The organism is Sphingomonas corticis, from assembly GCF_012035195.1.
GTDB classification, from domain to species: Bacteria; Pseudomonadota; Alphaproteobacteria; order Sphingomonadales; family Sphingomonadaceae; genus Sphingomonas; species Sphingomonas corticis.
This window is the reverse complement of the sequence record NZ_JAAVJH010000003.1, coordinates 329,078-352,762: the sequence shown is the minus strand read 5'-3', so window position 1 is coordinate 352,762 and position 23,685 is coordinate 329,078. Positions and strand designations below refer to the sequence as shown.

Sequence of the window (23,685 nt, the reverse complement as noted above, 5' to 3'; positions counted from 1 at the left end):
ATGCCACCCCCGATGCCATCCTCACATATTCGGATAGTTCGGCCCGCCGCCCCCCTCGGGCACCACCCAGTTGATGTTCTGCGTGGGGTCCTTGATGTCGCACGTCTTGCAGTGGACGCAATTCTGCGCGTTGATGACGAACCGGGGATCGCCCGTGTCCTCGCCGACGATCTCGTACACGCCCGCCGGGCAGTATCGCTGCGCCGGCTCGTCGTACATCGGCAGGTCGTACTCGACCGGGATCGACGGGTCCTTCAGCGTCAGGTGGACCGGCTGGTCCTCCTCATGGTTGGTGTTCGACAGGAACACGCTGGACAGGCGGTCGAACGTCAGCACGCCGTCGGGCTTGGGATAGTCGATCTTCGAGACCAGGTCCTTGCGCCACAGGCTCTCGTGATCGGGATGGTGCTTCATCGTGAAGGGCCACTTGAGGCCGAGATATTCCATCCACATCGCGACGCCCGCGATGCCGGAGCCGAGAAAGTCGCCGAACTTCTTCACCAGCGGCACCACGTTGCGGACGATCGACAATTCCTTCTTCACCCACGACGTCTCGAACGCCTGCGGATAGGCGGCCAGCTCGTCCGACTGGCGCTGCGAGACGATCGCGTCCACCGCGGCTTCGGCGGCCAGCATCCCCGTCTTCATCGCGGTGTGCGTGCCCTTGATCCGCGGCACGTTCAGGAAGCCCGCGCTGTCGCCGATCAGCGCCCCGCCCGGGAACACCAGCTTGGGGATCGACTGCAACCCGCCGTCGCTGATCGCGCGCGCGCCGTAGCTGACGCGCTTGCCGCCCTTCAGCAGCGCGGCGACGGCCGGGTGCGTCTTCCACTTCTGCATTTCCTGGAACGGGGAGACGTAGGGGTTGGAATAATTCAGCCACGTCACGAAGCCGATCGAGACCTGCCCGTTGGCCTGGTGGTAGATCCAGCCGCCGCCGTTGGCGCCATGCTCGCTGAGCGGCCAGCCCTGCGTGTGCACCACGGTTCCCTGCTCGTGCAGCGCGGGGTCGATGTCCCACAGCTCCTTCACGCCCAGGCCGTAGACCTGCGGGTCGCTGTCGCGCGCCAGGTCGAACAGTCGGATCAGCTCCTTGGACAGATGCCCGCGGCACCCTTCGGAAAAGAAGGTATATTTGGCGTGCAGCTCCAGCCCCGGCTGCCAGTCGGGCTTGCGCGTGCCGTCGCGCGCCACGCCCATGTCGCCGGTGGCGACGCCCTTCACGCTCCCGTCCTCGTGGAACAGGATCTCCGCCGCGGCGAATCCGGGGAAGATCTCCACGCCCAGCTCCTCCGCCTTGCCGGCCAGCCAGCGGCACAGATTGCCCAGCGAGCCGGTGTACGTCCCCTTGTTGTGCAGGAACGGCGGAGTCCACAGGTGCGGCAGGTTGAACTTGCCGCCCTTCGTCAGCACCCAGTGCAGGTTGCTGGTCACCGGCACCTCGGCCAGCGGGCAGCCGTCCTCGCGCCACGTCGGCAGCAGCTCGTCCAGCGCCTGCGGGTCGATCGTCGCGCCGGACAGGATGTGCGCGCCGACCTCCGATCCCTTCTCCAGCACGCACACGGAGATGTCGGCCTCGCGCTGTGCCGCCACCTGTTTCAGCCGGATCGCCGCCGACAGGCCGGCGGGGCCGGCGCCGACGATCACCACGTCATACGGCATGGATTCGCGATCGCTCACTCGTCTTCTCCTTTTCGAAGATGAGGTACGGGCATTCCGGCCCCGTTCCGCCACCTTCCCCGCCGTTCGCGGTGCCAGCGAACGGCCCCTGCCGTCAATGGCACAAAGGACGCCCGCGCGGCGCATCTCCTCACGCGGGACGAAAGCTGCTACCGACAAGGCGATGGGGGCCGACCAGAATCTCGATTGGCAGGCACTGACGGCCAGCGCGCTGGAATGGTGGCGCGACGCGGGCGTCGACGTGCTGGTGGAGGATGCGCCCTTCGCGTGGCTGGACGCGCCCGCTCCGATCGAGCCGGCGACGCCCGCCCCCCATCCCTCATTTGCCTCCTCTCCTGCGGCGCCCGCCGCCGCCCTGCCCGACACGCTGGAGGCGTTCGCGGCGTGGCGTGCCGGGGAACAGGCGCCCGACCGCGACTGGGGCGGCGCGGCGTTCGCGTCGCGCGGCCCCGCGGACGCGTCGATCATGGTGCTGCTCGACTGTCCCGAGCGCGGCGACCGGGAGGCGCTGCTCGAAGGTGCGGTCGGCGCATTGTTCGACCGGATGCTCGCCGCGATCGGCCAGTCGCGCGAGACGGTGCTGCTCGCCTCGGTCTGCGCGCGCCGTCCGCCGATCGGCCGCGTGCCGCGCGACGTGGAGGCGCGACTGGGGGAGATCGCGCGCCATCACGCCGGGCTGGTCGCGCCGAAGCGGCTGCTGGTGATGGGAGATGCGGCGACCCGTGCCATCCTGACGACGAACGCGGCAGAGGCGCGGGGACGTTACCATCCCCTTCACCATAAGAACGGTACCGTGACCCAGGTCGTCGCCACCCACCACCCCCGGCTGCTGATCGAGCGGCCGGCGGCCAAGGCGGAAGCGTGGCGCGACCTGTTGCTGCTGAACGGGGAGTTGCCGGGGTGAAAAGAACGGCAGGAACGGGAACGCCAGTATTGGGAAGGATCGGCGGGCTGGTCCTCGCCATGACCGCCGCAACGGCGGACGCCGACGCGGGCGCACCGGCGGGCAGCGCGCCGCCCGCCCCGGCCCCTTTCGCACTGTCCGCCAGCCTGCCCGCGCAGCTGACGCCGGAGCAGCGCGGCGGCTATCGCACCGTCTTCACCGCGATCCGCGAGGGCCGCTGGACCGACGCGCAGATCGCGCTCGACGGCCTCGCCCCCGGCCCGCTGCACGCCTATGCCCGCGCCGAGCTGTACACCGCCAAGGGATCGCCCCGGGTCGAGGGCGACGCGCTTGCCCGCCTGCTGGCGGAGGCGCCCGAACTGCCGCAGGCGGCGGAGATCGAGCGGCTGGCGCGCGCGCGGGGCATGGCCGACCTCGCCCCGCTGCCGGTGCAGCAGCGGCTGATCTGGCAGGACGGCGCCCCCGCGCGCGTGCGTGCCAAGGCGACGAGGAGCGACCTGATCGCGGCCGATCTCGCGCTGAAGATGCAGCCGTTCGTCAAGGGCGACATGGGCGAGGAGGCGGAGGCGCTGCTGAACGCCACCTCGGGCCTGACGCCGGAGGCGACCACGGAATGGCAGTCGCGCATCGCCTGGATCTACTATCTGATGGCGCGCGACGGCGACGCGCGGCGGCTGGCCGCGGCGGCGCAGGACGGCAGCGGCGAATGGGCCATCCACGCGCGCTGGACGGGCGCGCTGGCGGCGTGGCGCCAGAACGACTGCGCCGCCATGGCGCCCGCGTTCGAGGGCGTGGCCGCCCGCGCCGCCGATACGGACCTGCGCGCCACCGCCACCTTCTGGACCGCGCGCGCCGACATGCGCTGCGGCCGGCCCGACCGGGTCGAGGCGCGGCTGAAGCAGGCGTCGCAATATCGCGAGACCTTCTACGGGCTGCTGGCGCGCGAGGCGCTCGGCCTCGCCGATCCGCGCGCGGCGGCGAAGAAGGCGGCGGACCTCCTCTCCTCCACCGGCTCGGGCGACTGGCTGGTGCTGGAGAAGCGCCCCAACGTGCGCGTCGCCGCCGCGCTGATCGAGATCGGCGAGGCTGACGCGGCCGAGGGCGTGATCCGGCAGCAGGCGCGCATCGGCAGCCCGGCGGAATTCGCCAGCCTGACGCGCCTGGCCGAGCAGATGGACCTGCCCGCCACCACCGTGTGGCTGGCGCACAACATGCCCGCGGGCGTCACCGCCACCGCGGAGGCGCGCTACCCCTCGCCCAACTGGACGCCCGACACCGGGTGGCGCGTCGACAAGGCGCTGGTCTACGCCCATGCGCTGCAGGAATCGGGCTTCCGCACGAAGGTGAAGAGCCCGGCGGGCGCCTACGGCCTCATGCAGATCATGCCCGCCGCCGCGACCGACTACATGCGCGAGCGCGGCCTGACGGTCGACACCGCGGCGCTGACGCGCCCGTCGACCAACATCGACATCGGCCAGCGCCATATCGAGCGGCTGCGCGACATGGGGCTGACCGGCGGCCTGCTGCCCAAGGTGATCGCCGCGTACAATGCCGGGCCGAAGCCCGTCGGCGAGTGGAACGCGATCGTCCGCGACGGCGGCGACCCGCTCCTCTACATCGAGAGCATCCCCTATTGGGAAACGCGCGGCTACGTCGTCACCGTGCTGCGCAATTACTGGATGTACGAACGGCAGGCGGGCAAGATCGCCTCGCCCAGCCGCGCCGCGCTCGCCCAGGGGCTGTGGCCGCGCTTCCCCGGCCTGCCCGGCGCCAGCGCGGTGCGGATGAACGCCGCGCCGGCGACCAGCGCGATCGCCGCCAATGCCATCGTCGCGGCAGGCGGCACCCACGCCAACTGAACGCGAAAGCCCGCCCCCGCGGAGAACGATCTTACGCGAAGCGGACCGCGGCGCCGGCCGCGCGGCGGCGCATCGCCCCACCGACCGCGCCGAAACCCAGGATCATCAATGCCCAGGTCGCCGGCTCCGGCACGCCCGCCGCGCTGACCGCCTGCGACGTCGTGAGATTGAAGGTCTGGTTGGCACCGTAATCGGCCATGCCCGAGCGCGCCTCGGCCTCGCTGAAGTAATAGCGGCCGACCGACATGATGTAGTTGCCCGCCGCCAGGTTCACGCTGATGAACGAGCTGAGGCTGAAGTAATCGTCGTTGTACGCGACGAACTCGCCGGTCTTCGCCGACAGCGTGGAGCTATTGTCCTTGAAGATATAGACGCTGGGGTCGTGAACGGGGTTCGCTCCGGCGGATGCGACGGAGACGGTGAAGTTGCCGCCCGCGCTGGTGAAGCGATAGTCTGCGGTGCCCTGCGCGTTCAGCTGTCCCGCGACGGTGGCGGCCCCGGACGGAGCGGCGATGACGGTAGCGGCAACAATCGCGGCACCGGCGATGATCCTGTTCATCTTGTTGTCTATCCCCTGTTCACCTTCGTCGGTGAAGGCGTGGCAGGCGATGTACGCGCTCCAGCGGTGCAGAACATGCGCGATTGTTACAGGAAATCTGGTTAAATGGTTGATGTATCAGGATGATACGCTGCGCTGGATCGCCGCGCCGAGGGACGGTACGACGCCGGCATGCCGATCGACGCCTCGCTTCCCTTCCACCCCGTCCGCATCGCGGTGCTGACCGTCTCCGATACCCGCGGGCCGGCGGAGGACCGTTCGGGCGACACGCTGGTCGCGCGACTGACGGAGGCGGGGCACGTGCTCGCAGACCGCCTGATCCTGCGCGACGACGCCGACGACATCGTCGCGCAGCTGCACCGCTGGATCGACGACGCGAGCGTCGACTGCATCGTCACCACGGGGGGCACCGGCGTCACCGGCCGCGATGTGACGCCCGAGGCGGTGGAGCGCGTCGCGGAGAAGATGATCCCCGGCTTCGGCGAGCTGTTCCGCTGGCTCAGCTTCAGGACGATCGGCACCTCCACGGTGCAGAGCCGCGCCTGCGCCGCCGTCGCGCGCGGTACCTACATCTTCGCGCTGCCCGGCTCGACCGGCGCGGTGAAGGAGGGGTGGGACGGCATCCTGAAGGACCAGCTCGACAGCCGCCACCGCCCCTGCAACTTCGTCGAACTGATGCCGCGCCTGCGCGAGCGGTGACGCTCAGCCGGGCTGCGATGCGGCCAGTTCGTGCCCGTCGGCGTCGCGAAAGTGGAACCGCCGGCCACCGGGGAAGGCGAAGATCGGCACGGTGATCGTGCCGCCCGCACCGGCGACCGCCTCCTGCGTCGCCTCCAGATCCTCCACCTCGATCACCGGCAGCGGCGCGGCGATCCGATCGTCCGCGGCATCGACGCCGAGGTCCGTGTCGCCGCTGAGCGTCGCCGCATAGTCCGGCCCGAAGTCGGTGAACGTCCAGCCGAACGCCGCCGCGTAGAAGCGCTTGGCCGCCTCCCGGTCGCGGGTCGGCAGTTCGAGGTAGTTGAGGCGTGCCATCCGTCCGTCTCCCATGTTCTTGCTATGTTCTATCGAGTGCCGTAGGATCGCGCAATGGCGAATCCCCGGCCCCATCGCGGCGCGACGCTGAACACGCAGAGCAAGCGCTTCGGCGTGCCGCAGGCGGACGCGGACGGCGACTGGCTGGACGCGCGCGACGACGTGGACGGTGCGGCGCCGCCGCTGCGCACCACGGTGACGGTGGAACACCCGCGCACGATCATCGCGCGCAACACCTCGCCCGACGTCCCCTTCGACCGCTCGATCAATCCGTATCGCGGCTGCGAGCACGGCTGCATCTACTGTTTCGCGCGTCCCAGCCACGCCTATCACGACCTGTCCCCCGGCCTGGATTTCGAGACGAAGCTGTTCGCCAAGCCCGACGCCGCGACGCTGCTCCGCACCGAGCTGTCGAAGAAGGGTTACGTGTGCGAGCCGATCGCGATGGGGACGAACACCGATCCGTACCAGCCGATCGAGGCGCATTGGCGCGTGACGCGCGAGGTGATCGAGGTGCTGGCCGAGTGCGACCACCCGCTGATCGTCACCACCAAGTCCGACCGCGTCGTGCGCGACATCGACCTGCTGGCGCCGATGGCGGCGAAGGGGCTGGCGGCGGTGGCGATCTCCGTCACCTCGCTCGATCCGCGCATCGCGATGACGGTGGAGCCGCGCGCGCCCACGCCCGCGCGGCGGCTGGCGGCGGTGCGCGCGCTCGCGGACGCGGGGGTGCCGACCTACGTCAACATGGCGCCGGTGATCCCCGCCATCACCGACAACGAGGTGGAGGCGGTGGTCGCCGCCGCCGCGGCCGCGGGCGCGCGCGGCGTCAGCTTCATCCCGGTGCGGCTGCCGTGGGAAGTGGCGCCGCTGTTCCGCGCCTGGCTGGACGAGCATTTTCCCGACCGGGCGGGCAAGGTGATGGCGACGATCCAGTCGCTGCGCGGCGGGCGCGACAACGATCCCGGCTTCTTCTCGCGGATGCGGGGGCAGGGACCGTGGGCGGACCTGCTGCGCACCCGCTTCCGCATCGCGCGCACCCGCGCCGGCTTCAGCGACGAGCGCCGCCGCCTGAACCTGCGCCGCGACCTGTTCCGCCCGCCGCCGGGGGCGCAGGGGGAATTGTTCTGACGGGACGAAAAGAGGTTCACGCGGAGGCGCGGAGGCCCGAGAATCAAGTGCTGGCCCCGCCGCACCGAGCGGCGATCGGCGGCTCCTCAAGCCAGAGCGTCACCTTGGCCCTTCCGCTTCGCGGAGCTCCGCCAGAAGCGCAACTCTCCCCGACTCCGCGTGAACACCTTCCCTTCCGTCACCGTCACTTCAGAGTCGAAAGCGGCCGGCTTTGCGGGACGGTGGATGCCGGGGACCAGCCCGGCATGACGAGGCAGAACGAGCGGCGGGGCGCCCGCTCACCCCACCGAGCGCAGCCGCGTCTCCTCGATCTCGAACGTCACCCCCGTCACCCCGGGCAGTCCCTCGATCCGCTCGGCCAGTTCCGCGTCCAGCCGGAAGTCGCGTCCCAGCACCACCCGAGCGGTCGTACCTCCGGTCAGCGGCACCAGCAGCGACACCTTGCCGCGCGCGCCGCGCTCCCCGCCGATCAGCGCGGCGAGCGCCGCCACCGCCGCGGCGTCGGCGACCGTCACCTCCAGCGCGAAGCGCGCGGCATTGGCCAGCCCCTCGAACGGGCGCAGCGCCTTCACCGTCACGCGCGGCGTCTCCTCGCCCGCGCGACGGTCCAGCTCCACCGTCGCCAGCGCGCAGCCGCCGACGCGCGCGGCGTCCTCCAGGTCCTTGGCGACCGCATCCTCGAAACAGGTGGCGACGAACTGGCCGGTCGCATCGGACAGCGTCGCCATCATGTAGCGCTTGCCCCGCGCGGAGGTGCGCCACCGCGCCTCCTCCACCAGCACCGCCATGGTCGCGCCGACACGCGCGCCGTCGGCGATCTGCAACTCGCCCAGCGAGGCGAAGGCGCGCGCGCCGTGCATCTTCGCCAGGTGGCGGTGGCGGTCGACCGGATGCGCGGAGAAGTAGAAGCCGAACGCCTCCTTCTCCTGCTCCATCCGCTCGGCCAGCGTCCAGCGCGCCGACGCCGGCAGCTTGATCGCGTCGCCCGCGTGCGCCTCGCCGCCGAACAGCCCGCCCTGTCCGCTGGTCCGTCCCTCGTGCGTGCGCGCGGCCACCGCCAGGATCGTCTCCGCCACCGCGTGCACCTTCGCGCGGTCCGCCTCCAGCGTGTCGAACGCGCCGCCCGCGGCCAGCGTCTCCAGCTGGCGCTTGTTCAGCAGCCGCGGATCGACGCGGGTGGCGAAATCGTCGAGGCTGGCGAAGGCGCCGTTGGCGCGTTCCTCGACCAGCCGCTCCATCGCGCCCTCGCCCACCGACTTCAGCCCCGCCAGCGCGTAGCGGACCCCCCACTCGCCGTCCGCGCCCGCCTGCACGTCGAACTCCGCCACGCTGGCGTTGATGTCCGGTCCCAGCATCGGCACGCCCAGCCGGCGCGCGTCGTCGACGAAGATCGCCAGCTTGTCGGTGAGGTGCAGGTCGTAGCACATCGACGCGGCGTAGAATTCCGCCGGATGGTGCGCCTTCAGCCACGCCGTCTGATAGGCGAGCAGCGCATAGGCGGCGGCGTGCGACTTGTTGAAGCCGTACCCGGCGAACTTGTCGATCAAGTCGAACAGCTGGTTGGCGTAGTTCTTCGCGATGCCGTTGTGCGCGGCGCACCCCTCGACGAAGGTCGCGCGCTGCGCGTCCATCTCCGCCTTGATCTTCTTGCCCATCGCCCGGCGCAGCAGGTCCGCGCCGCCGAGCGAGTAGCCCGCCAGCACCTGCGCCGCCTGCATCACCTGTTCCTGATAGACGAAGATCCCGTAGGTCTCCTTCAGGATCGGTTCGAGCAGGGGGTGGGGATAGGTGATCTCCTCCTGCCCCTGCTTGCGGCGGCCGAACGACGGGATGTTGTCCATCGGGCCCGGGCGGTAGAGCGAGACGAGCGCGATGATGTCGCCGAAGTTGGTCGGGCGGACGGCGGACAGCGTGCGCCGCATCCCCTCCGATTCCAGCTGGAACACGCCGACCGTGTCGCCCTTCTGCAACAGGCGATAGACGCCCTCGTCGTCCCACGGCAGCGCGTCGAGATCGACCGAAATCCCGCGCTTCGCGAGCAGCTGCACCGCCTTCTTCAGGACGGACAGGGTCTTGAGGCCCAGGAAGTCGAACTTCACCAGCCCCGCGCCCTCGACGTACTTCATGTCGAACTGCGTCACCGGCATGTCCGAGCGCGGATCGCGGTACAGCGGCACCAGCTGCGCGAGCGGCCGGTCGCCGATCACCACGCCCGCGGCGTGGGTGGAGGAGTGGCGCGGCAGCCCCTCCAGCTTCATCGCCAGGTCGAGCAGGCGGCGCACGTCGTTGTCGTTGGCATATTCCTTGGCCAGTTCGGCCACGCCGTTCAGCGCGCGATCGAGCGTCCAGGGGTCGGTCGGGTGATTGGGCACCAGCTTGGCGAGGCGGTCGACCTGGCCGTAGCTCATCTGCAGCACGCGCCCGGTGTCCTTCAGCACCGCGCGCGCCTTCAGCTTCCCGAAGGTGATGATCTGCGCCACCTGGTCGCGCCCGTACTTCTCCTGGACGTAGCGGATCACCTCGCCACGGCGGGTTTCGCAGAAGTCGATGTCGAAGTCGGGCATCGACACGCGCTCGGGATTGAGGAAGCGCTCGAACAGCAGGCCGAGCGCGAGCGGATCGAGATCGGTGATCGTCAGCGCCCAGGCGACCACGCTGCCCGCGCCCGAACCGCGGCCGGGGCCGACGGGAATGTCGTGCGACTTGGCCCATTGGATGAAGTCGGCGACGATCAGGAAATAGCCGGGGAAGCCCATCTGGATGATGACGTCCAGCTCGAATTCCAGGCGCTCGCGATAGGGCCGGGTCCAGTCCTCCGGCTGTGCGGACGCGGACAGTTCCGCGATTCGCGCCAGCCGCGCGTCCAGCCCGCGCCGCGCCTCCTCGCGCAGCATCGCCGCCTCGCCCTCGCGGTCGCCCGCCAGGCTGGGCAGGATCGGCTTGCGCTTGGGCGCCGCCACCGCGCAGCGCTGCGCGACGACCAGCGTGTTCTCGATCGCTTCGGGCAGGTCGGCGAACAGCGCGCGCATCTTCTCGGCGGGCTTCATCCAGGCATGGCCGCACGAACGCGGGCGATCGTCGCTCTCGACGTAGGTCGAATGGGCGATGCACAGCATGGCGTCGTGCGCGGAGCCGAAATCCGCTTCCTCGAAGCAGCACGGGTTGGTCGCCACCAGCGGCCAGCCGCGATCGTAGGCGAGGTCGATCAGTTCCGCTTCCGCCGCCGCCTCCACCGCGTCGTCGCGCCGGCTCAGCTCGACGTACAGCCGGTCGCCGAAGATCGCCGCCAGCCGGTCGGCATAGGCGCGGGCACGGTCGGGCTGCCCCTCGGCGAACAGCCGCGCCACGCCGCCCTCGCCTCCCGCGGTCAGCGCGATGACGCCAGCGGCGTGCCGCTCCAGCACGTCGAAGCCGACGTGCGGCGCCAGCTCGATCGGCCGGTCGAGATGCGCGCGGCTCACCAGCGCGCACAGATTGTCGTAGCCCGCAGCGTCCTGCGCGTAGAGCGCTATCCAGTCGACCTGCGGGGCGACGCCATCGGGCAGGTCGGGCCGCGCGACGCCCAGCATCGTGCCGATGACGGGCTGCACCCCCGCGCCGGCCGCCGCGTCGGAGAAGGCCATGGCGGCGTACAGGCCGTTGCGGTCGGTCAGCCCGGCGGCGGGAAAGCCCAGCTTCGCCGCGCGCTTGGCGATCGCCTTGGGATCGATCGCGCCGTCCAGCATGGTGTAGGAGGAGAAGATGCGGAGCGGTACGAACCCGGAATGCGCCATCGGCCCAGGCTAGTGCGCGACGCGCGATTCGACCAGCGCGGATCGATCCGGTTCGGCGTAGCGCCGCGCCATCATGTCGCTACCTCCGCTGCCGTCATGCCGGGGCTGTGGGCACAGGGCCGGGGTGACGGAACCTGCGTGGCGAGGGTGTTCGGGCGCGAGGAACCGCCCGCCTCCTTTTCCGTTCGCCGCGCAACAGGAGGATCATCAACATGACCGATACGCGCGCTCCTTCGCCCACCACCGGCGCGGGCTGGGGCTGGATCATGGCCTATGGCATCGTGTCCGTGCTGGCCGGGCTCGCCGCCTTCGTGTGGCCGTGGATCGCGACCGTCGCGGCGACGGTGGCGGTGGGCGTCGCCTTCCTCGTCTCCGGCCTGTTCTCGATCGCGGCTGGCGCGCTCGGCCGGGGCAGCGAATCGCGCGGCTACGCGATCGTCTTCGGGATCCTCTCGGTCGTCGTCGGCGCGGTGATGGCGTTCAATCCGGTCGCGGGCGCGGTGTCGCTGACGCTGATGGTCGCGATCTGGCTGGGCGCGCGGGGCGTGATGGAGCTGGTGTTCGGCGTGCGCACGCGGCGGCGGCGCGGGCTGCTGATCGCGATGGGCGTGGTGAACATCCTGCTCGCCGCCTTCATCGTGCTGACCGTGCCCTTCTCCGCGCTGACGCTGCCGGGCTATCTCCTCGGCATCAGCTTCGTGTTCGGCGGCGCCGCGGCGATCATGGCCGCGAACGACCACCGCAGCGGCGCCCCCGCCTTCGCCACGCCGGGATAGCATCTCAGCGGAAGTGCAGCACCGCCATCAGCGACAGCAGCCCGACCATCACCAGGCAGATCAGCACGAACATCGCCGCCAGGATGCGCCAGGTGCCCGTCGGGTCGAGGCGGCTCACAGCAGCGCCTCGATGTCCTTCGCCAGCTCCTCCGGCTTCGTGGTCGGGGCGTAGCGGCGCACGGTGCGCCCGTCGCGGTCGATCAGGAACTTGGTGAAGTTCCACTTGATCGCCTTCGTCCCCATCAATCCCGGCGCGTCGGCCTTCAGCCGCTCGAACAGCGGGTCGGCGTCCGCCCCGTTGACGTCGATCTTCGCGAAGAGGGGAAAGGTCACGTCGTAGGTCAGCGAGCAGAAGCTGGCGATCTCCGCCGCGTCGCCCGGCTCCTGCGCGCCGAACTGGTTGCAGGGGAAGCCCAGCACCTCGAACCCGCGCGCGGCGTAGCGGCGGTGCAGCGCCTCCAGTCCCTCGTACTGCGGAGTGAAGCCGCACTTGCTGGCGGTGTTCACGATCAGCAGCACCTGCCCCTTCCAGCGGTCGAGCGGAACGGCGGCCCCGTCGGCGCCAGTAACCCGCAAATCGGTGATCGCCGCCATGTCCGCCTCCTCTACGTCAGCACACCCTCGTGCAGCCTGACGACGCGGTCCATCTTCGCCGCCAGCCGCTCGTTGTGCGTCGCCACCAGCGCGGCGGACCCTTCCTCGCGCACCAGCCGCAGGAACTCGCCCAGCACGCGGTCCGCGGTATGCTCGTCGAGGTTCCCGGTCGGCTCGTCCGCCAGCACCAGCGCGGGGCGGTTGGCCAGCGCGCGGGCGACGGCCACGCGCTGCTGCTCGCCGCCGGACAGCTGCGCCGGGCGGTGGCGCAGCCGGTGGCCGACGCCCAGCGCGGTCAGCAGCGTGGTCGCGCGATCCTCCGCCGCCGCGCGCTCCGCGCCGTGGATCAGCTGCGGCAGGACGACATTCTCCATCGCGTCGAAATCGGGCAGCAGGTGGTGGAATTGATAGACGAAGCCCAGCCGGTCGCGCCGCACGTCGGTGCGTCCCGCCGCGTCCAGCTTCGCCGCCTCCGTCCCGGCGATGCGGATCGACCCCTCGAACCCGCCCTCCAGAAGGCCGACCGCCTGGAGCAGGGTCGACTTGCCCGAACCCGACGGGCCCAGCAGCGCCACGATCTCCCCCGGCGCGATGGCGAGGTCGACACCCCGCAGCACATGGATCGTCTCGCCCCCCTGGGTGAAGGCGCGGGACAGGCCGGTGGTCTGCAGGACGGGGGCGGCACCGTCACCCACCGCGCCGTCAGACGCGGCGAAGCCGCGCCCGATGGCGCCGGCGTCGCCGCGCTGGCCGTGCGCCGCTTCGCTTGCATCACTCATAGCGCAGCACCTCGACCGGGTCCGTCCCCGCCGCCTTGGACGCGGGGTAGACGGTGGCCAGGAACGTCATCAGCAGCGTGACGAGGACGATCGCGGCGATCTCGACGGGATCGGGCTTCGACGGCAGCTCGGTCAGGTAACGGATCGACGGGTCCCACAGATTCTGCCCCGTCACCAGCTGCACGAAGTTCACCACCGCCTGACGATAGAACAGGAACACCGCGCCCAGTACCAGGCCCGCCAGCGTGCCCAGCACGCCGATCGTCGTGCCCACCGTCATGAAGATGCGCAGCATCGCCCCGCGGCTGGCGCCCATGGTGCGCAGGATCGCGATGTCGCGCGTCTTCGCGCGGACCAGCATGATGAGCGAGGAGGCGATGTTGAAGGCGGCGACCAGGATGATGATGCACAGCACGACGAACATCGCCACCCGCTCCACCGCCAGCGCGTCGAACAGCTCCGCGTTCAGCCGGCGCCAGTCGGCGATCACCGCCACGCCCGCCACCTTCTGCGCCAGCGGCGCCAGGATCGTGCCCACCTTGTCGGCGTCCACCGTGTCCAGCTCCACCATGCCCACGCTGTCGCCCATCAGCAGGAACGTCTGCGCGTCCGCCATCGGCATCATCACGTACGCCTTGTCGTAATCGTAGATGCCGACCTCGAAGATCGCGGCGATACGATAGTTGACGATGCGCGGCACCGTGCCGAACGGCGTGGTCTGTCCCTGCGGGCTGACCAGCGAGATCTCCGAGCCGACCGTCGCCCCCAGCGCCTCGGCCAGCCGCGCGCCCACGGCGATGTTGTTGCTGCCCGTCGTGACGGCGTTGAGGCTGCCCACCACCACCTTGCTGCGGATCGCGGGATTGTTGCGGATGTCCTCCACCCGCATTCCGCGCAGCAGGATGAACTCGGCGCGGCCGTTGTACGTCGCGAACAGCGGCTGTTCGATCAGCGGGGTCGCGCTGGTGACGCCGGGGGTCGCCCGCGCCTCCGCAACCACGCGGCGCCAGTCGGGCAGGCGGCCGTTGAACCCCTGCACCACGGCATGGCCGTTGAGGCCCACGATCTTGTCGAACAGCTCCGCGCGAAAGCCGTTCATCACGCTCATGACGATCACCAGCGCGGCGACGCCCAGCATCACCGCGCCGAGCGAGAAGCCCGCCACCAGCACGATGAAGCGCTCGCCCCGGCCCGGCAGCAGGTAGCGCCGCGCGATCATGCTCTCGTATCGCGACAGCAACATGGATGCGGCTCTAGATGCTGCGCCCCGCCGGCGCAATCGGGCGCGTAGCGGGCGGGCGTGTGGCGGAATCGTCACAGCCTCGCCGCAATCGGTTTATCCCACGTTCATTTTGGTCGACACGTGCCCATGGCGCCCCGTACACGGACCGCACTGGCACACAGGCAATGGCCGTGGTTCGGGGAACAGCTTCTCCCGCCCCGCTTCGAACACGAGGCGCGCGGGCGGAGGGGCGAAATTGGGGGCTGACGAGCGATCGTCACGCAGGCGCCCGGGTCGTGAACGCACGGCCCGGGCGTTTGCTTTTGCGCGCCGGCGTCTTGCTTGATCCAGACCGACGTGTTGGAACATGTCGCGACGAAGCAGGTGGACGAGGAGGGCGACGTCACCGGCGACTGACCCGACGCACGGGGAGCGTCGCCCCTCCCCGCCCGCGCGATCAGAAGCTCAGCCCCACCGTCAGCCCGTACGTCCGCGGGTCCCCCACGTTGCCCGCGATCAGCCCGGTGTTGCCCGGCGTCGTCGCCAGCACTTCGTAATATTCGGTATCGAACGCGTTGCGCACCCAGCCGAAGACGTTGACGCCGCTGTCGGTGCGGAAGCCGGCGCGCACGTTCGCCAGCGTGTACCCATCGATATCGGTGTAGATCGAGCGCGAGGCGTTGGACGAGAACTTCGTGCGCGAATTGGCGTCGATGCCGACATAGGCCTCGCCGTCGTTGCCGAACACCTGCGCGGGCAGATTGTACTCGCCGCCATAGGAGAAGGCGAACTTGGAGATGCCGGGCAGCCATTGGCCGGAAATGTCGCAGAGCACCGGGCTCTGCGCGCCCGGCACGCCCGCCGCGCCGCCGGGGCTGCCGATCGGCGCGGCGGGGCCCCCGGAGCGTTCCGGCGGACACGGCGCGTTCTCGAAGTCGAGGTACTTGGCGTCGCTGAAGGCGCCGTTGACGTAGAGAGTGAAGCGGTCGCTCGGCCGGACGGAGAAGTCCGCCTCCACGCCCCGCACCCGCACCTTGCCGGCGTTGGCGAGATAGCCGCGCAGCGTGGACGTGGACTGGTTGTTGACGATCGCCTGATAGTCGCTGATCTGCGTCCAGTATCCGGTGACGTTCAGCGTCACCCGGCGGTCCCAGAATTGCGTCTTCGCGCCCAGCTCGAAATGGTCGACCTTCTCCGGATCGATCTGCGCCAGCTGCGTCTGCACCACGCCGTTGACGACGGGCACGCCGTTCAGGTTCAGCCCCCCCGACTTGAACGTGTGCGCGTAGGTGCCGTAGACCAGCACGTCGCGCGACGGCTTGTACGACGCGGTGATGTCGTAGGTCGCGTTCCAGGCGCGGAACGCCTCGTCCTCGAACGCCTGAGGCTGGATCGCGTCGCGCTGCGCCGCCTGGCGCGCGGTGCCGCCCGAATAGGGGACGAGGTTGCCGGCCGCGTCGCGCACGATGCTGACGTAGCTGCCGACCTTGTCGTCGTAGTTCAGCCGCGCACCGGGCGAGAGCGTGATCTGGTCGGTGACGTTCCAGTTCAGCTTGCCGAAGATCGCGCCGCTGAAGTTCTTCAGGCGGATGTCGTTGCTGGCGGTCAGCCCGTCCAGCACGCTCGGGTCGCACGCCAGCGCGGTCGACCCGGCGACGCAGCCCCCCGCGGGCGGCGCGATCAGCCAGCGGCTCGCCGCCGCGCCCTGCCGTTGCGTGCCGGTGGTGTGGATGTCCTGGTAGAAGCCGAACAGCCCGACGACGTAGTCGAAGCCCTTCCCCTCGCCGGCGTAGCGGAATTCCTGCGTGTACTGGTCCTGCCGCGTCGGGTTCTGCGACAGCGTGGTGATCGGCAACCCGGTGAAGTCGCGGTCGTTGGCGGGCAGCCACTTCCAGAACCGATAGGCAGTGACCGACGTCAGCGTCCCCTCGCCCAGCGCGTACTCGCCGCGCAGCGACAGGCCGCCCAGCTCGTTCCGCGCGTTCAGGTCCGCGTCCAGGTCGGTCACGCGATCGAAGGCATCGCGGCTCGGCGGTTCGTAGTTCAGCGCCGCGGCCAGCGCGTCGAACTGGCGGTTGGCGGCGCGCTGCGTCGATCCGACGCGCACGAACACCTGCGCGCAGCATTCCGGGTTCTGGCGGCTGTAGTCGCCCGCCAGCGTGAAGCTCAGGTCCTCGCTCGGCTTGTAGAGGATGGCGGTGCGCAGCCCGACATTGTCCTGCTCGTTGACGTAGTTGCCGGTGGCGACGTTGAACACGGTGCCGCGCCGGCTGGTGGCGGCGAGACCCAGGCGGATCGCAACCTGGTCGGTGATCGGGCCGGAGACGGACGCCTTGGCCTGCTTGAACTCCAGATTGCCGACCGTCACCTCGGCCCGCCCCTCGAAGGTGAAGCTGGGCGCGCGGCTGGTGATGTTGATCGCGCCCGCGACCGTGTTCTTGCCGTACAGCGTCCCCTGCGGCCCGCGCAGCGTCTCGATCTGCTGCACGTCGAGGAAATCGAGCGTCGCCGCGGCCACGCGGCTGAGGTACACCTGGTCGATGTAGACGCCGACGCCCTGGTCGATGCCGTCGTTGGTGAGGCCCAGCGGCGCGCCGAGCCCGCGGATGTTGACGGAGGAGTTGCGCGGGTTCGTCGAGTAGAATTGCAGCGTCGGCTGCAATTGCTGCAGCCGCTGCACGTTGAAGCTGCCGGTGGCGTCCAGTTCCTTCACGCCGACCACGCTGATCGGGATCGGCACGTTTTGCGCCTGCTCCGCGCGGCGGCGCGCGGTGACGACGACGTCGGCGGCGGCGGAGCTGCGCTGCACCTCGGCCTCGGTACGGTCGGGATCGCCGGGGGTGGTCGCGGGCGCGTCCGGCGCGCCCACCACGACCGGGGGGGCGGGCGGCGACGGCACCTGCGGGGCGATCGCCTCGCCCGTCTGCGCGGCCAGCAACATGGCGAGCGTGATCGACACGGCAATTCCCCTCTTCTTCGTTCCCGCGCAACCTGCACGCAACGATCAATGCCCATCAAGAAAGTAGGTATTTACCGCACCCTTGAAACGCTTCGCGCCGCACCCATCTCTCGTCTGCGCGGTGCCGCTGTCGGGCCGCGCATCGATCGGCGCCGCGCCATGGGCGGGCGCCCGACGTCAACTCGCTTCGTTCGGAGGATTTGATATGCGTTTTGATCTCACCCCCTATCGCCGCTCCACCATCGGCTTCGACCGTCTGTTCGACATGATCGAGGCGAATGCGCGCGGCGCGTCGGAGAACTACCCGCCCTTCAACCTGGAGCGCGTGGCGGACGACCGCTACCGCATCACGCTCGCCGTCGCCGGCTTCAGCCGCGAGGAGATCGAGATCACCGCGCAGCAGAACCTGCTGCTGGTGGCCGGAAAGAAGGACGAAGCCCGCAACAACGGGCAGGATAACGCCAACTTCCTGCACGTCGGCATCGCGACGCGGAGCTTCGAGCGCCGTTTCGAGCTCGCCGACTTCGTCTTCGTGGAGGACGCGCGGCTCGTCGACGGCCTGCTGGTCATCGACCTGGTCCGCGAGGTGCCCGACGCGATGAAGCCGAAGAAGGTCGCGATCCGCACGGGCGCGCCCCTCGCCGCGGTCGAGAACCGGACCGACGACGAGGCGCAGGCCGCCTGACGCGCGACCGCGCCGGACCGATCGGCGCTTCTTTGCTCCCTTTCGAAGCGCCGGTGGGGGCGTCCGGGCCGCAGGGTCCGGGCGCCTTTCCCTTATTCGGTCGGCAGCTCCCTGCGCCTCCCAACCTTGTATCGAACGCACCTTCCGACGCCGAGGCGCGGTGGGCGGGGGCCGCAGCGGACGCCCGGCAAGGCCGCTTAGATCACACCAGCCGGCTCTGCTTCACCGCGGCCGCGATGAAGCTGGCGAACAGCGGGTGCGGCTCGAACGGCTTGCTCTTCAACTCCGGATGGAACTGCACGCCGACGAACCACGGATGGTCGGGCCGCTCCACGATCTCGGGCAGCATTCCGTCGGGCGACAGGCCGGAGAACACGAGCCCGCCCGCTTCCAGCCGCTCGCGATAGGCGGTGTTCACCTCGTAGCGGTGGCGGTGCCGCTCGCTGATCGCGTCGCCGCCGTAGATCGACGCGACCACGCTGTTGCCCGCCAGCTTCGCGTCATAGGCGCCCAGCCGCATCGTCCCGCCCAGGTCGCCGTCGGCGGCGCGCTTCTCCAACCCCTTTTCGGTCATCCACTCGGTGATGAGGCCGACGACCGGCTCCTCGGTGGGTCCGAATTCGGTGGAGGAGGCCGCGGCGATCCCGGCCAGGTCGCGCGCGCCCTCGATACAGGCCATCTGCATCCCGAAGCAGATGCCGAAATAGGGGATCTCGCGCTCGCGGGCGAAGCGCACGCTGGCGATCTTCCCCTCCGCCCCGCGCTCGCCGAACGCGCCGGGGACCAGGATGGCGTGGCACGGCTCCAGATGCCCCGCGATCTCCGCCTCGTCGCCTTCGAACAGTTCGGCGTCGATCCAGCGGATGTTCACCTTCACCCGGTTCGCGATGCCGCCGTGGACCAGCGCCTCGTTCAGCGACTTGTACGCGTCCTGAAGTCCCACGTACTTGCCGACGACGCCGACCGTCACCTCCCCCTCCGGATGCATCAGCCGCTCGACGATCTCCTCCCACCGGCTGAGGTCGGGGGCGGAGGAGGGCGTGATGCCGAAGGCGCGCAGCACTTCGGAATCGAGGCCCTCGCCGTGATATTGCAGCGGCACCGCGTAGATGCTCTTGGCATCCAGCGCCGGGATCACCGCGCTCTCCGGCACGTTGCAGAACAGGGCGATCTTCGCGCGCTCGCTCGCCGGCAGCGGCTGCTCGCAGCGGCAGACGATCACGTCGGGCTGCACGCCCAGCGCCGCGATCTCGCGCACCGAATGCTGCGTCGGCTTCGTCTTCAGCTCGCCCGCCGCGGCGATATAGGGTACCAGCGTCACGTGGACGCTGATCGCGTTCCCGCGTCCCACCTCGTTCTTCAGCTGGCGGATCGCCTCGATGAAGGGGAGCGATTCGATGTCGCCCACCGTCCCGCCGATCTCGCACAGCACGAAGTCGAGGTCGTCGGTCTCCGCGCGCGCGAACGCCTTGATCGCGTCCGTCACGTGCGGGATCACCTGGACCGTCGCACCGAGATAGTCGCCGCGCCGCTCGCGTTCGATGATCGTCTTGTAGATCCGCCCCGAAGTGACGTTGTCCGACTGGCGCGCCGACACGCCGGTGAAGCGCTCGTAATGGCCAAGGTCCAGGTCCGTCTCCGCGCCGTCGTCGGTCACGTAGACCTCGCCGTGCTGATACGGGCTCATCGTGCCCGGATCGACGTTCAGATAGGGATCGAACTTCCTGATGCGCACGCGATAGCCGCGCGCCTGCAGCAGCGCCGCGAGGCTCGCCGCCATGAGACCCTTGCCCAGCGAGGAAACCACGCCGCCGGTGATGAAGATATACCGCGCCATGGGAGGATGCGCCTAACCTTGAAGTACGAGTCCGCACAAGCGCGGCGTGGGGTCGCCGCGCGCGTTCTGCCGATAATGGAGCGCCGTTCAGCGCGCGAGCGGGACGCCGCCGTTGTCGGCCGGGGCGGGCGCGGGCGCCTGCTGCTGCGCCGGCGCCGCGGCCGGGCCGGTCTGCGCCGCGGGCGCGCGCCGCTGGAGCGAGGTATCGACGCTGGTCGCACCGCGATTCGCCGCCAGGAACGCGAGCAGGATGCTCATCAGCACGAATGCGCTCGCCAGGATCGACGTCGCCCGCGTCAGGAAATCCGCCGCACCGCGCGCGGACATCAGGCCGGACGGGCTGCCCGACGAGGTGAGCCCGCCGCCCTCCGACCGCTGCATCAGGATGACGGTGACGAGCGCCGCCGCGATGATGGCCTGCACGACGAGGAGAAAGGTGAACATAGGTCGAGAACGCGATCCGGCTGGGAGGCTGACCGCGGGCACATAGGCGCACGGCGCGCGTCGATCAACCGCACCATCGTCACGGCGGCGCAACGATCAAGCCGTGGAAAGCGGCCACGGAAATCGTGACACGACTGAAACCAGCCGCGCGAGCGGGCGTTAATCACGGCACGAACACGGAACGCCCGCGGGCGCCCAGCTGGACAGGACGGTCACGTGGCAAGCTTTGCGCAGCCCGAACTCAGTTCTTGGATGAACGCCCTCGTCGACTATGTGCGGTCGGGCGAACCCGACCTCACCAACCGACAGATGGCGCTGCTGCTCGTCGTCTATCTCAGACCCGGGCCGCACACCGTGCGCGGGCTGGCGCGCGTCCTGAACGTGTCGAAGCCGGTGGTGACGCGCGCCTTGAACCGCCTCGGTGCGCTGGGCTATCTGCGCCGCCAGCGGGACGACAGCGACAAGCGCAATATCTTCGTGGCGCGCACGTCCGAAGGGGAAGAGTTTCTTGAGGAGTTCGGCCATCTCATCGGCGACGGCGACGACCATGCACCCGGCGCAGGCGGCACCATCCCGCCCCGGCTCGCCAGCGCGTAGCGGTTTTGCGCTGACCGGGCCGTCGCGGCCGCTCGACCCGCGCGTCTTCGCGGTGCGGCCCGATCTCGCCGACGCCCGTCTCGCCGATCGCGTCTTCGCGCCGCACTACGCGCTTCCCGTCCGCCGCACGCTCGCCTTCCCGGCACCGCTCGTCGACGGCACCGCGCCGGTCGCGGCGCTGGAGCCGGGCGAGGCGTTCGACGTGCTCGACGTCACCGGGGGGCGGGCGTGGGGCATTGCCGTGGCGCACGGCCTGGTCGGCTACGTCGATGCCGCCGCGCTGGAGGCCGCGACGTGAGCGTCGCCGTCTTCATCGACGGGGCGGAGGGCACCACCGGCATCGAGATTCGCGAACGGCTGGCGAGTTGCGAGGGGATCGAGACGGTGACGCTTGCCGACGACCGGCGCAAGGACGTGGACGCGCGGCGCACCGCGATCAACGACGCGGACGTCGTCATCCTCTGCCTGCCCGACGCCGCGGCGAAGGACGCGGTGGCGATGATCGCCAACGACCGCACGCGCGTGATCGACGCGTCGAGCGCGCACCGCACCGCGGACGGCTGGACCTACGGCTTTCCCGAGCTCGGCTTCGACGTTGCGAACGCGCGCTTCGTCTCCAATCCGGGCTGCTATCCCACTGGCTTTCTCGCGCTGGTCGCGCCGCTGGTCCGCGCCAGTCTGATCCCCGCCGACTGGCCGCTGACGGTCAATGCGGTCTCTGGCTATTCGGGCGGCGGCAAGGCGCTGATCGCCCGGTTCGAGTCGGAGGGCGACCTCGCCTTTCGCGGCTACGGCTACGCACTCGGGCACAAGCACGTGCCGGAGATGCAGCGCCACGCCGGCCTCGCCCATGCGCCCGTGTTCGCGCCGGGAGTCGTCAACGCCTATCGCGGCATGGTGGTGGAGGTGCCGCTTCACCTTGCGGCCCTTCCGGCCCGCCCCTCGCGCACCGCACTGCTCGACGCGCTGCACGCCGCGTTCGACGGCGCGGCACTGGTCCGCGTGCACGACGAAGCGGCGGACGAGCTGCTGCTCCGTACGGACCAGCCGCCGAGCGACGCGCTCGACCTGTACGTCTTCGCCGACGCCACCCAGGCGCGGCTCGTCGCCACGCTCGACAACCTTGGCAAGGGCGCGTCGGGCGCGGCGGTGCAGAACCTGAATTTGATGGCCGGGCTGGACCCGTTGGCGGGGTTGCGGGTCTGAACTGACGTCCGTTCGGCCGGAGCGAAGTCGAAGGCCACGCGCTGGTGGCTGTGCTTCGACTTCGCTCAGCACGAACGGCGCGAGGGCCGGATCGCCGCCTACGTATTCATCTCGCCACCCCTTTCCGCATCCGCTAGGGCGCGGCCGAACCGACGAAGGAGCGATCATGCAGCGCAATCCGGTAGCGAAGATGCTGCTGTTCGGTGCGACCGGCGACCTGGCGAAGCGGATGCTGCTGCCATCGCTGTACGGCCTGCACGCCGACGGGCTGCTGCCTGCCGCGCTGACCATCACCGGCTCCGCCCGCGGCGAGCTGGACGACGCGGGCTTCCGCAAGGAGGCGCGCGAGGCGCTGGACGAGTTCCTGCCCGCCGACCGCAAGGACGATGCCGCGATCGGCAGCTTCCTCGACCGCCTGTTCTTCCAGCCCGCGGACCTCTCCGACGAGAGCACGTTCCAGGCGCTGGCGGACAAGATCGGCGACGTCTCCGGCGGGCTCGCCATCTTCCTGTCCACCGCGCCCTCGCTGTTCGAGCCGGCGGTGAAGGGGCTGGAGAAAGTGGGCCTCGCCGGCGACACGGTACGCATCGGCCTCGAGAAGCCGCTCGGCTATGACCTCGCCTCCAGCCGGGAGATCAACGACACCGTCGCCGCGGTCTTTCCCGAGGAGCGGATCTTCCGCATCGACCATTACCTCGGCAAGGAGACGGTGCAGAACATCCTCGCGCTGCGCTTCGGCAATTCCTTCTTCGAGCCGGTGTGGAACGCGCGCGGCATCGACAACGTGCAGATCACGATCGCGGAGACGGTCGGGCTGGAGGATCGCGCCGGTTATTACGAGGGCGCCGGCGCTCTGCGCGACATGGTCGCCAACCATATGCTCCAGCTGCTCGCGCTGATCGCCATGGAGCCGCCCGCCCGCTACGACATGACCGAGGTGCGCGACGAGAAGGCGAAGGTGTTCCGCTCGCTGCGCCAGATGACGCCCGCTGACGTGCCGCACTGCACCGTCACCGGCCAGTACCTCGGCGGCGCGGTGAAGGGCGAGATCGTCAAGGGCTACGACGAGGAGCTCGGCAAGGATTCGGACACGGAGACGTTCGTCGCGATCAAGGCGCACGTCGACAACTGGCGCTGGCAGGGCGTGCCCTTCTACCTGCGCACCGGCAAGCGCATGGCGGTGCGCCGCAGCGAGATCGCGATCCAGTTCAAGGCGGTGCCCCACTCGATGTTCGCGGGTCGCGGCGGGCTGCTTCAGCCCAACACGCTCGTCATCCGCCTTCAGCCGGAGGAATATATCGAACTGCTCGTGATGGCCAAGGAACCGGGGCTCGACCGCGAGGGCGTGCGCCTGCGCGAGGTGCCGCTGAAGCTGTCGCTCGACGCCGAATTCGCCGGCACCCGCCGCCGCATCGCCTACGAGCGCCTGCTGCTCGACCTGATCGAGGGCGACCAGACGCTGTTCGTGCGCCGCGACGAGGTGGAGGCCCAGTGGACCTGGATCGACGCGATCCGCGCCGGCTGGGAAGCCAACGGCACCAAGCCCAAACACTATCCCGCCGGCACCTGGGGCCCCAACGCCGCCGTCGCCCTGACCGAGCGCGACGGCGTGACGTGGATGGACGATTAGTTTCGATCCCTCTTC

The 23,685-nt window shown here is 69.9% G+C and carries 20 protein-coding genes; 10 read left to right on the top strand and 10 right to left on the bottom strand.

Annotated elements, in window-relative coordinates; genetic code table 11:
- Positions 1 to 21 precede the first annotated feature (21 nt).
- A complete protein-coding gene (locus HBH26_RS06725; protein WP_168133817.1) occupies positions 22 to 1,680 on the bottom strand; it encodes a 4Fe-4S dicluster domain-containing protein in 1,659 nt (552 codons plus the stop codon).
- A 163-nt stretch (positions 1,681 to 1,843) separates the two neighbouring features.
- On the opposite strand from HBH26_RS06725, the gene HBH26_RS06720 reads away from it, so the two are divergent.
- Together HBH26_RS06720 and HBH26_RS06715 are read left to right on the top strand one after the other, a co-directional pair.
- A complete protein-coding gene (locus HBH26_RS06720) occupies positions 1,844 to 2,584 on the top strand; it encodes a uracil-DNA glycosylase family protein (protein ID WP_168133816.1) in 741 nt (246 codons plus the stop codon).
- Between the two features lie 59 nt (positions 2,585 to 2,643).
- A complete protein-coding gene (locus HBH26_RS06715; protein WP_209308368.1) occupies positions 2,644 to 4,443 on the top strand; it encodes a lytic transglycosylase domain-containing protein in 1,800 nt (599 codons plus the stop codon).
- 31 nt (positions 4,444 to 4,474) lie between these two features.
- Here HBH26_RS06715 and HBH26_RS06710 read toward each other — a convergent pair whose 3' ends face one another.
- On the bottom strand, positions 4,475 to 5,002 hold the full coding sequence (locus tag HBH26_RS06710; protein WP_168133815.1) for a DVUA0089 family protein: 528 nt from the start codon (positions 5,000 to 5,002) through the stop codon (positions 4,475 to 4,477).
- 171 nt (positions 5,003 to 5,173) lie between these two features.
- On the opposite strand from HBH26_RS06710, the gene moaB reads away from it, so the two are divergent.
- Positions 5,174 to 5,701, top strand: coding sequence for a molybdenum cofactor biosynthesis protein B (gene moaB / locus HBH26_RS06705; RefSeq protein WP_168133814.1), 528 nt, complete (start codon positions 5,174 to 5,176; stop codon positions 5,699 to 5,701).
- 3 nt (positions 5,702 to 5,704) lie between these two features.
- Here moaB and HBH26_RS06700 read toward each other — a convergent pair whose 3' ends face one another.
- Positions 5,705 to 6,037, bottom strand: coding sequence for a VOC family protein (locus tag HBH26_RS06700; RefSeq protein WP_168133813.1), 333 nt, complete (start codon positions 6,035 to 6,037; stop codon positions 5,705 to 5,707).
- A 54-nt stretch (positions 6,038 to 6,091) separates the two neighbouring features.
- Between HBH26_RS06700 and HBH26_RS06695 the strand changes: the two genes are divergently transcribed.
- The gene (locus HBH26_RS06695; protein WP_168133812.1) at positions 6,092 to 7,168 is read left to right on the top strand and encodes a PA0069 family radical SAM protein; all 1,077 of its coding nucleotides are present in this window, start codon (positions 6,092 to 6,094) and stop codon (positions 7,166 to 7,168) included.
- A 278-nt stretch (positions 7,169 to 7,446) separates the two neighbouring features.
- Here HBH26_RS06695 and dnaE read toward each other — a convergent pair whose 3' ends face one another.
- Positions 7,447 to 10,941: a DNA polymerase III subunit alpha gene (gene dnaE / locus HBH26_RS06690; RefSeq protein WP_168133811.1), complete on the bottom strand. Its 3,495-nt coding sequence runs from the start codon at positions 10,939 to 10,941 to the stop codon at positions 7,447 to 7,449.
- A gap of 212 nt (positions 10,942 to 11,153) precedes the next feature.
- On the opposite strand from dnaE, the gene HBH26_RS06685 reads away from it, so the two are divergent.
- Positions 11,154 to 11,717 (top strand): HdeD family acid-resistance protein, encoded by a 564-nt coding sequence (locus HBH26_RS06685; RefSeq protein WP_168133810.1) that lies wholly within the window; start codon positions 11,154 to 11,156, stop codon positions 11,715 to 11,717.
- A gap of 114 nt (positions 11,718 to 11,831) precedes the next feature.
- On the opposite strand, the gene HBH26_RS06680 is transcribed toward HBH26_RS06685, so the two are convergent.
- The 4 genes from HBH26_RS06680 to HBH26_RS06665 form a co-directional block, all read right to left on the bottom strand.
- On the bottom strand, positions 11,832 to 12,311 hold the full coding sequence (locus HBH26_RS06680) for a glutathione peroxidase (protein WP_168133809.1): 480 nt from the start codon (positions 12,309 to 12,311) through the stop codon (positions 11,832 to 11,834).
- An 11-nt stretch (positions 12,312 to 12,322) separates the two neighbouring features.
- Complete coding sequence (locus HBH26_RS06675) at positions 12,323 to 12,967, bottom strand: ABC transporter ATP-binding protein (RefSeq protein WP_239024630.1); 645 nt, start codon at positions 12,965 to 12,967, stop codon at positions 12,323 to 12,325.
- Between the two features lie 115 nt (positions 12,968 to 13,082).
- Positions 13,083 to 14,333 (bottom strand): lipoprotein-releasing ABC transporter permease subunit, encoded by a 1,251-nt coding sequence (locus HBH26_RS06670; protein WP_168133807.1) that lies wholly within the window; start codon positions 14,331 to 14,333, stop codon positions 13,083 to 13,085.
- Positions 14,334 to 14,769: 436 nt separating this feature from the next.
- On the bottom strand, positions 14,770 to 17,253 hold the full coding sequence (locus HBH26_RS06665; protein WP_209308403.1) for a TonB-dependent receptor: 2,484 nt from the start codon (positions 17,251 to 17,253) through the stop codon (positions 14,770 to 14,772).
- A 223-nt stretch (positions 17,254 to 17,476) separates the two neighbouring features.
- Between HBH26_RS06665 and HBH26_RS06660 the strand changes: the two genes are divergently transcribed.
- Positions 17,477 to 17,956 carry an Hsp20 family protein gene (locus HBH26_RS06660; protein ID WP_168133805.1) on the top strand — a complete coding sequence of 160 codons (480 nt, stop codon included), beginning with the start codon at positions 17,477 to 17,479 and terminating at the stop codon, positions 17,954 to 17,956.
- A gap of 202 nt (positions 17,957 to 18,158) precedes the next feature.
- On the opposite strand, the gene HBH26_RS06655 is transcribed toward HBH26_RS06660, so the two are convergent.
- Together HBH26_RS06655 and secG are read right to left on the bottom strand one after the other, a co-directional pair.
- Positions 18,159 to 19,793 carry a CTP synthase gene (locus HBH26_RS06655; protein WP_168133804.1) on the bottom strand — a complete coding sequence of 545 codons (1,635 nt, stop codon included), beginning with the start codon at positions 19,791 to 19,793 and terminating at the stop codon, positions 18,159 to 18,161.
- Between the two features lie 87 nt (positions 19,794 to 19,880).
- On the bottom strand, positions 19,881 to 20,237 hold the full coding sequence (gene secG / locus HBH26_RS06650) for a preprotein translocase subunit SecG (protein WP_168133803.1): 357 nt from the start codon (positions 20,235 to 20,237) through the stop codon (positions 19,881 to 19,883).
- 252 nt (positions 20,238 to 20,489) lie between these two features.
- Between secG and HBH26_RS06645 the strand changes: the two genes are divergently transcribed.
- From HBH26_RS06645 to zwf, 4 genes are all read left to right on the top strand, one after another.
- Positions 20,490 to 20,834, top strand: a complete 345-nt coding sequence (locus HBH26_RS06645) for a MarR family transcriptional regulator (protein ID WP_168133802.1) — start codon at positions 20,490 to 20,492, stop codon at positions 20,832 to 20,834.
- Positions 20,785 to 21,132 carry an SH3 domain-containing protein gene (locus HBH26_RS06640; RefSeq protein WP_239024605.1) on the top strand — a complete coding sequence of 116 codons (348 nt, stop codon included), beginning with the start codon at positions 20,785 to 20,787 and terminating at the stop codon, positions 21,130 to 21,132. Before HBH26_RS06645 ends, HBH26_RS06640 begins: the two co-directional genes overlap by 50 nt.
- Positions 21,129 to 22,040: an N-acetyl-gamma-glutamyl-phosphate reductase gene (gene argC / locus HBH26_RS06635; protein WP_168133801.1), complete on the top strand. Its 912-nt coding sequence runs from the start codon at positions 21,129 to 21,131 to the stop codon at positions 22,038 to 22,040. Before HBH26_RS06640 ends, argC begins: the two co-directional genes overlap by 4 nt.
- A 166-nt stretch (positions 22,041 to 22,206) precedes the next feature.
- Complete coding sequence (zwf, locus tag HBH26_RS06630; protein ID WP_168133800.1) at positions 22,207 to 23,670, top strand: glucose-6-phosphate dehydrogenase; 1,464 nt, start codon at positions 22,207 to 22,209, stop codon at positions 23,668 to 23,670.
- Positions 23,671 to 23,685: the final 15 nt, after the last annotated feature.

Excerpts from the sequence above, each read along its gene's own strand:
- HBH26_RS06720 (WP_168133816.1), top strand. The coding sequence starts at position 1,844 with ATGGGGGCCGACCAGAATCTCGATTGGCAGGCACTGACGGCCAGCGCG.
- HBH26_RS06715 (WP_209308368.1), top strand. The coding sequence starts at position 2,644 with ATGACCGCCGCAACGGCGGACGCCGACGCGGGCGCACCGGCGGGCAGC.
- HBH26_RS06710 (WP_168133815.1), bottom strand. The coding sequence starts at position 5,002 with ATGAACAGGATCATCGCCGGTGCCGCGATTGTTGCCGCTACCGTCATC.
- moaB (WP_168133814.1), top strand. The coding sequence starts at position 5,174 with ATGCCGATCGACGCCTCGCTTCCCTTCCACCCCGTCCGCATCGCGGTG.
- HBH26_RS06700 (WP_168133813.1), bottom strand. The coding sequence starts at position 6,037 with ATGGCACGCCTCAACTACCTCGAACTGCCGACCCGCGACCGGGAGGCG.
- HBH26_RS06695 (WP_168133812.1), top strand. The coding sequence starts at position 6,092 with ATGGCGAATCCCCGGCCCCATCGCGGCGCGACGCTGAACACGCAGAGC.
- dnaE (WP_168133811.1), bottom strand. The coding sequence starts at position 10,941 with ATGGCGCATTCCGGGTTCGTACCGCTCCGCATCTTCTCCTCCTACACC.
- HBH26_RS06685 (WP_168133810.1), top strand. The coding sequence starts at position 11,154 with ATGACCGATACGCGCGCTCCTTCGCCCACCACCGGCGCGGGCTGGGGC.
- HBH26_RS06680 (WP_168133809.1), bottom strand. The coding sequence starts at position 12,311 with ATGGCGGCGATCACCGATTTGCGGGTTACTGGCGCCGACGGGGCCGCC.
- HBH26_RS06670 (WP_168133807.1), bottom strand. The coding sequence starts at position 14,333 with ATGTTGCTGTCGCGATACGAGAGCATGATCGCGCGGCGCTACCTGCTG.
- HBH26_RS06665 (WP_209308403.1), bottom strand. The coding sequence starts at position 17,253 with ATGTTGCTGGCCGCGCAGACGGGCGAGGCGATCGCCCCGCAGGTGCCG.
- HBH26_RS06660 (WP_168133805.1), top strand. The coding sequence starts at position 17,477 with ATGCGTTTTGATCTCACCCCCTATCGCCGCTCCACCATCGGCTTCGAC.
- HBH26_RS06655 (WP_168133804.1), bottom strand. The coding sequence starts at position 19,793 with ATGGCGCGGTATATCTTCATCACCGGCGGCGTGGTTTCCTCGCTGGGC.
- secG (WP_168133803.1), bottom strand. The coding sequence starts at position 20,237 with ATGTTCACCTTTCTCCTCGTCGTGCAGGCCATCATCGCGGCGGCGCTC.
- HBH26_RS06645 (WP_168133802.1), top strand. The coding sequence starts at position 20,490 with ATGAACGCCCTCGTCGACTATGTGCGGTCGGGCGAACCCGACCTCACC.
- HBH26_RS06640 (WP_239024605.1), top strand. The coding sequence starts at position 20,785 with ATGCACCCGGCGCAGGCGGCACCATCCCGCCCCGGCTCGCCAGCGCGT.
- zwf (WP_168133800.1), top strand. The coding sequence starts at position 22,207 with ATGCAGCGCAATCCGGTAGCGAAGATGCTGCTGTTCGGTGCGACCGGC.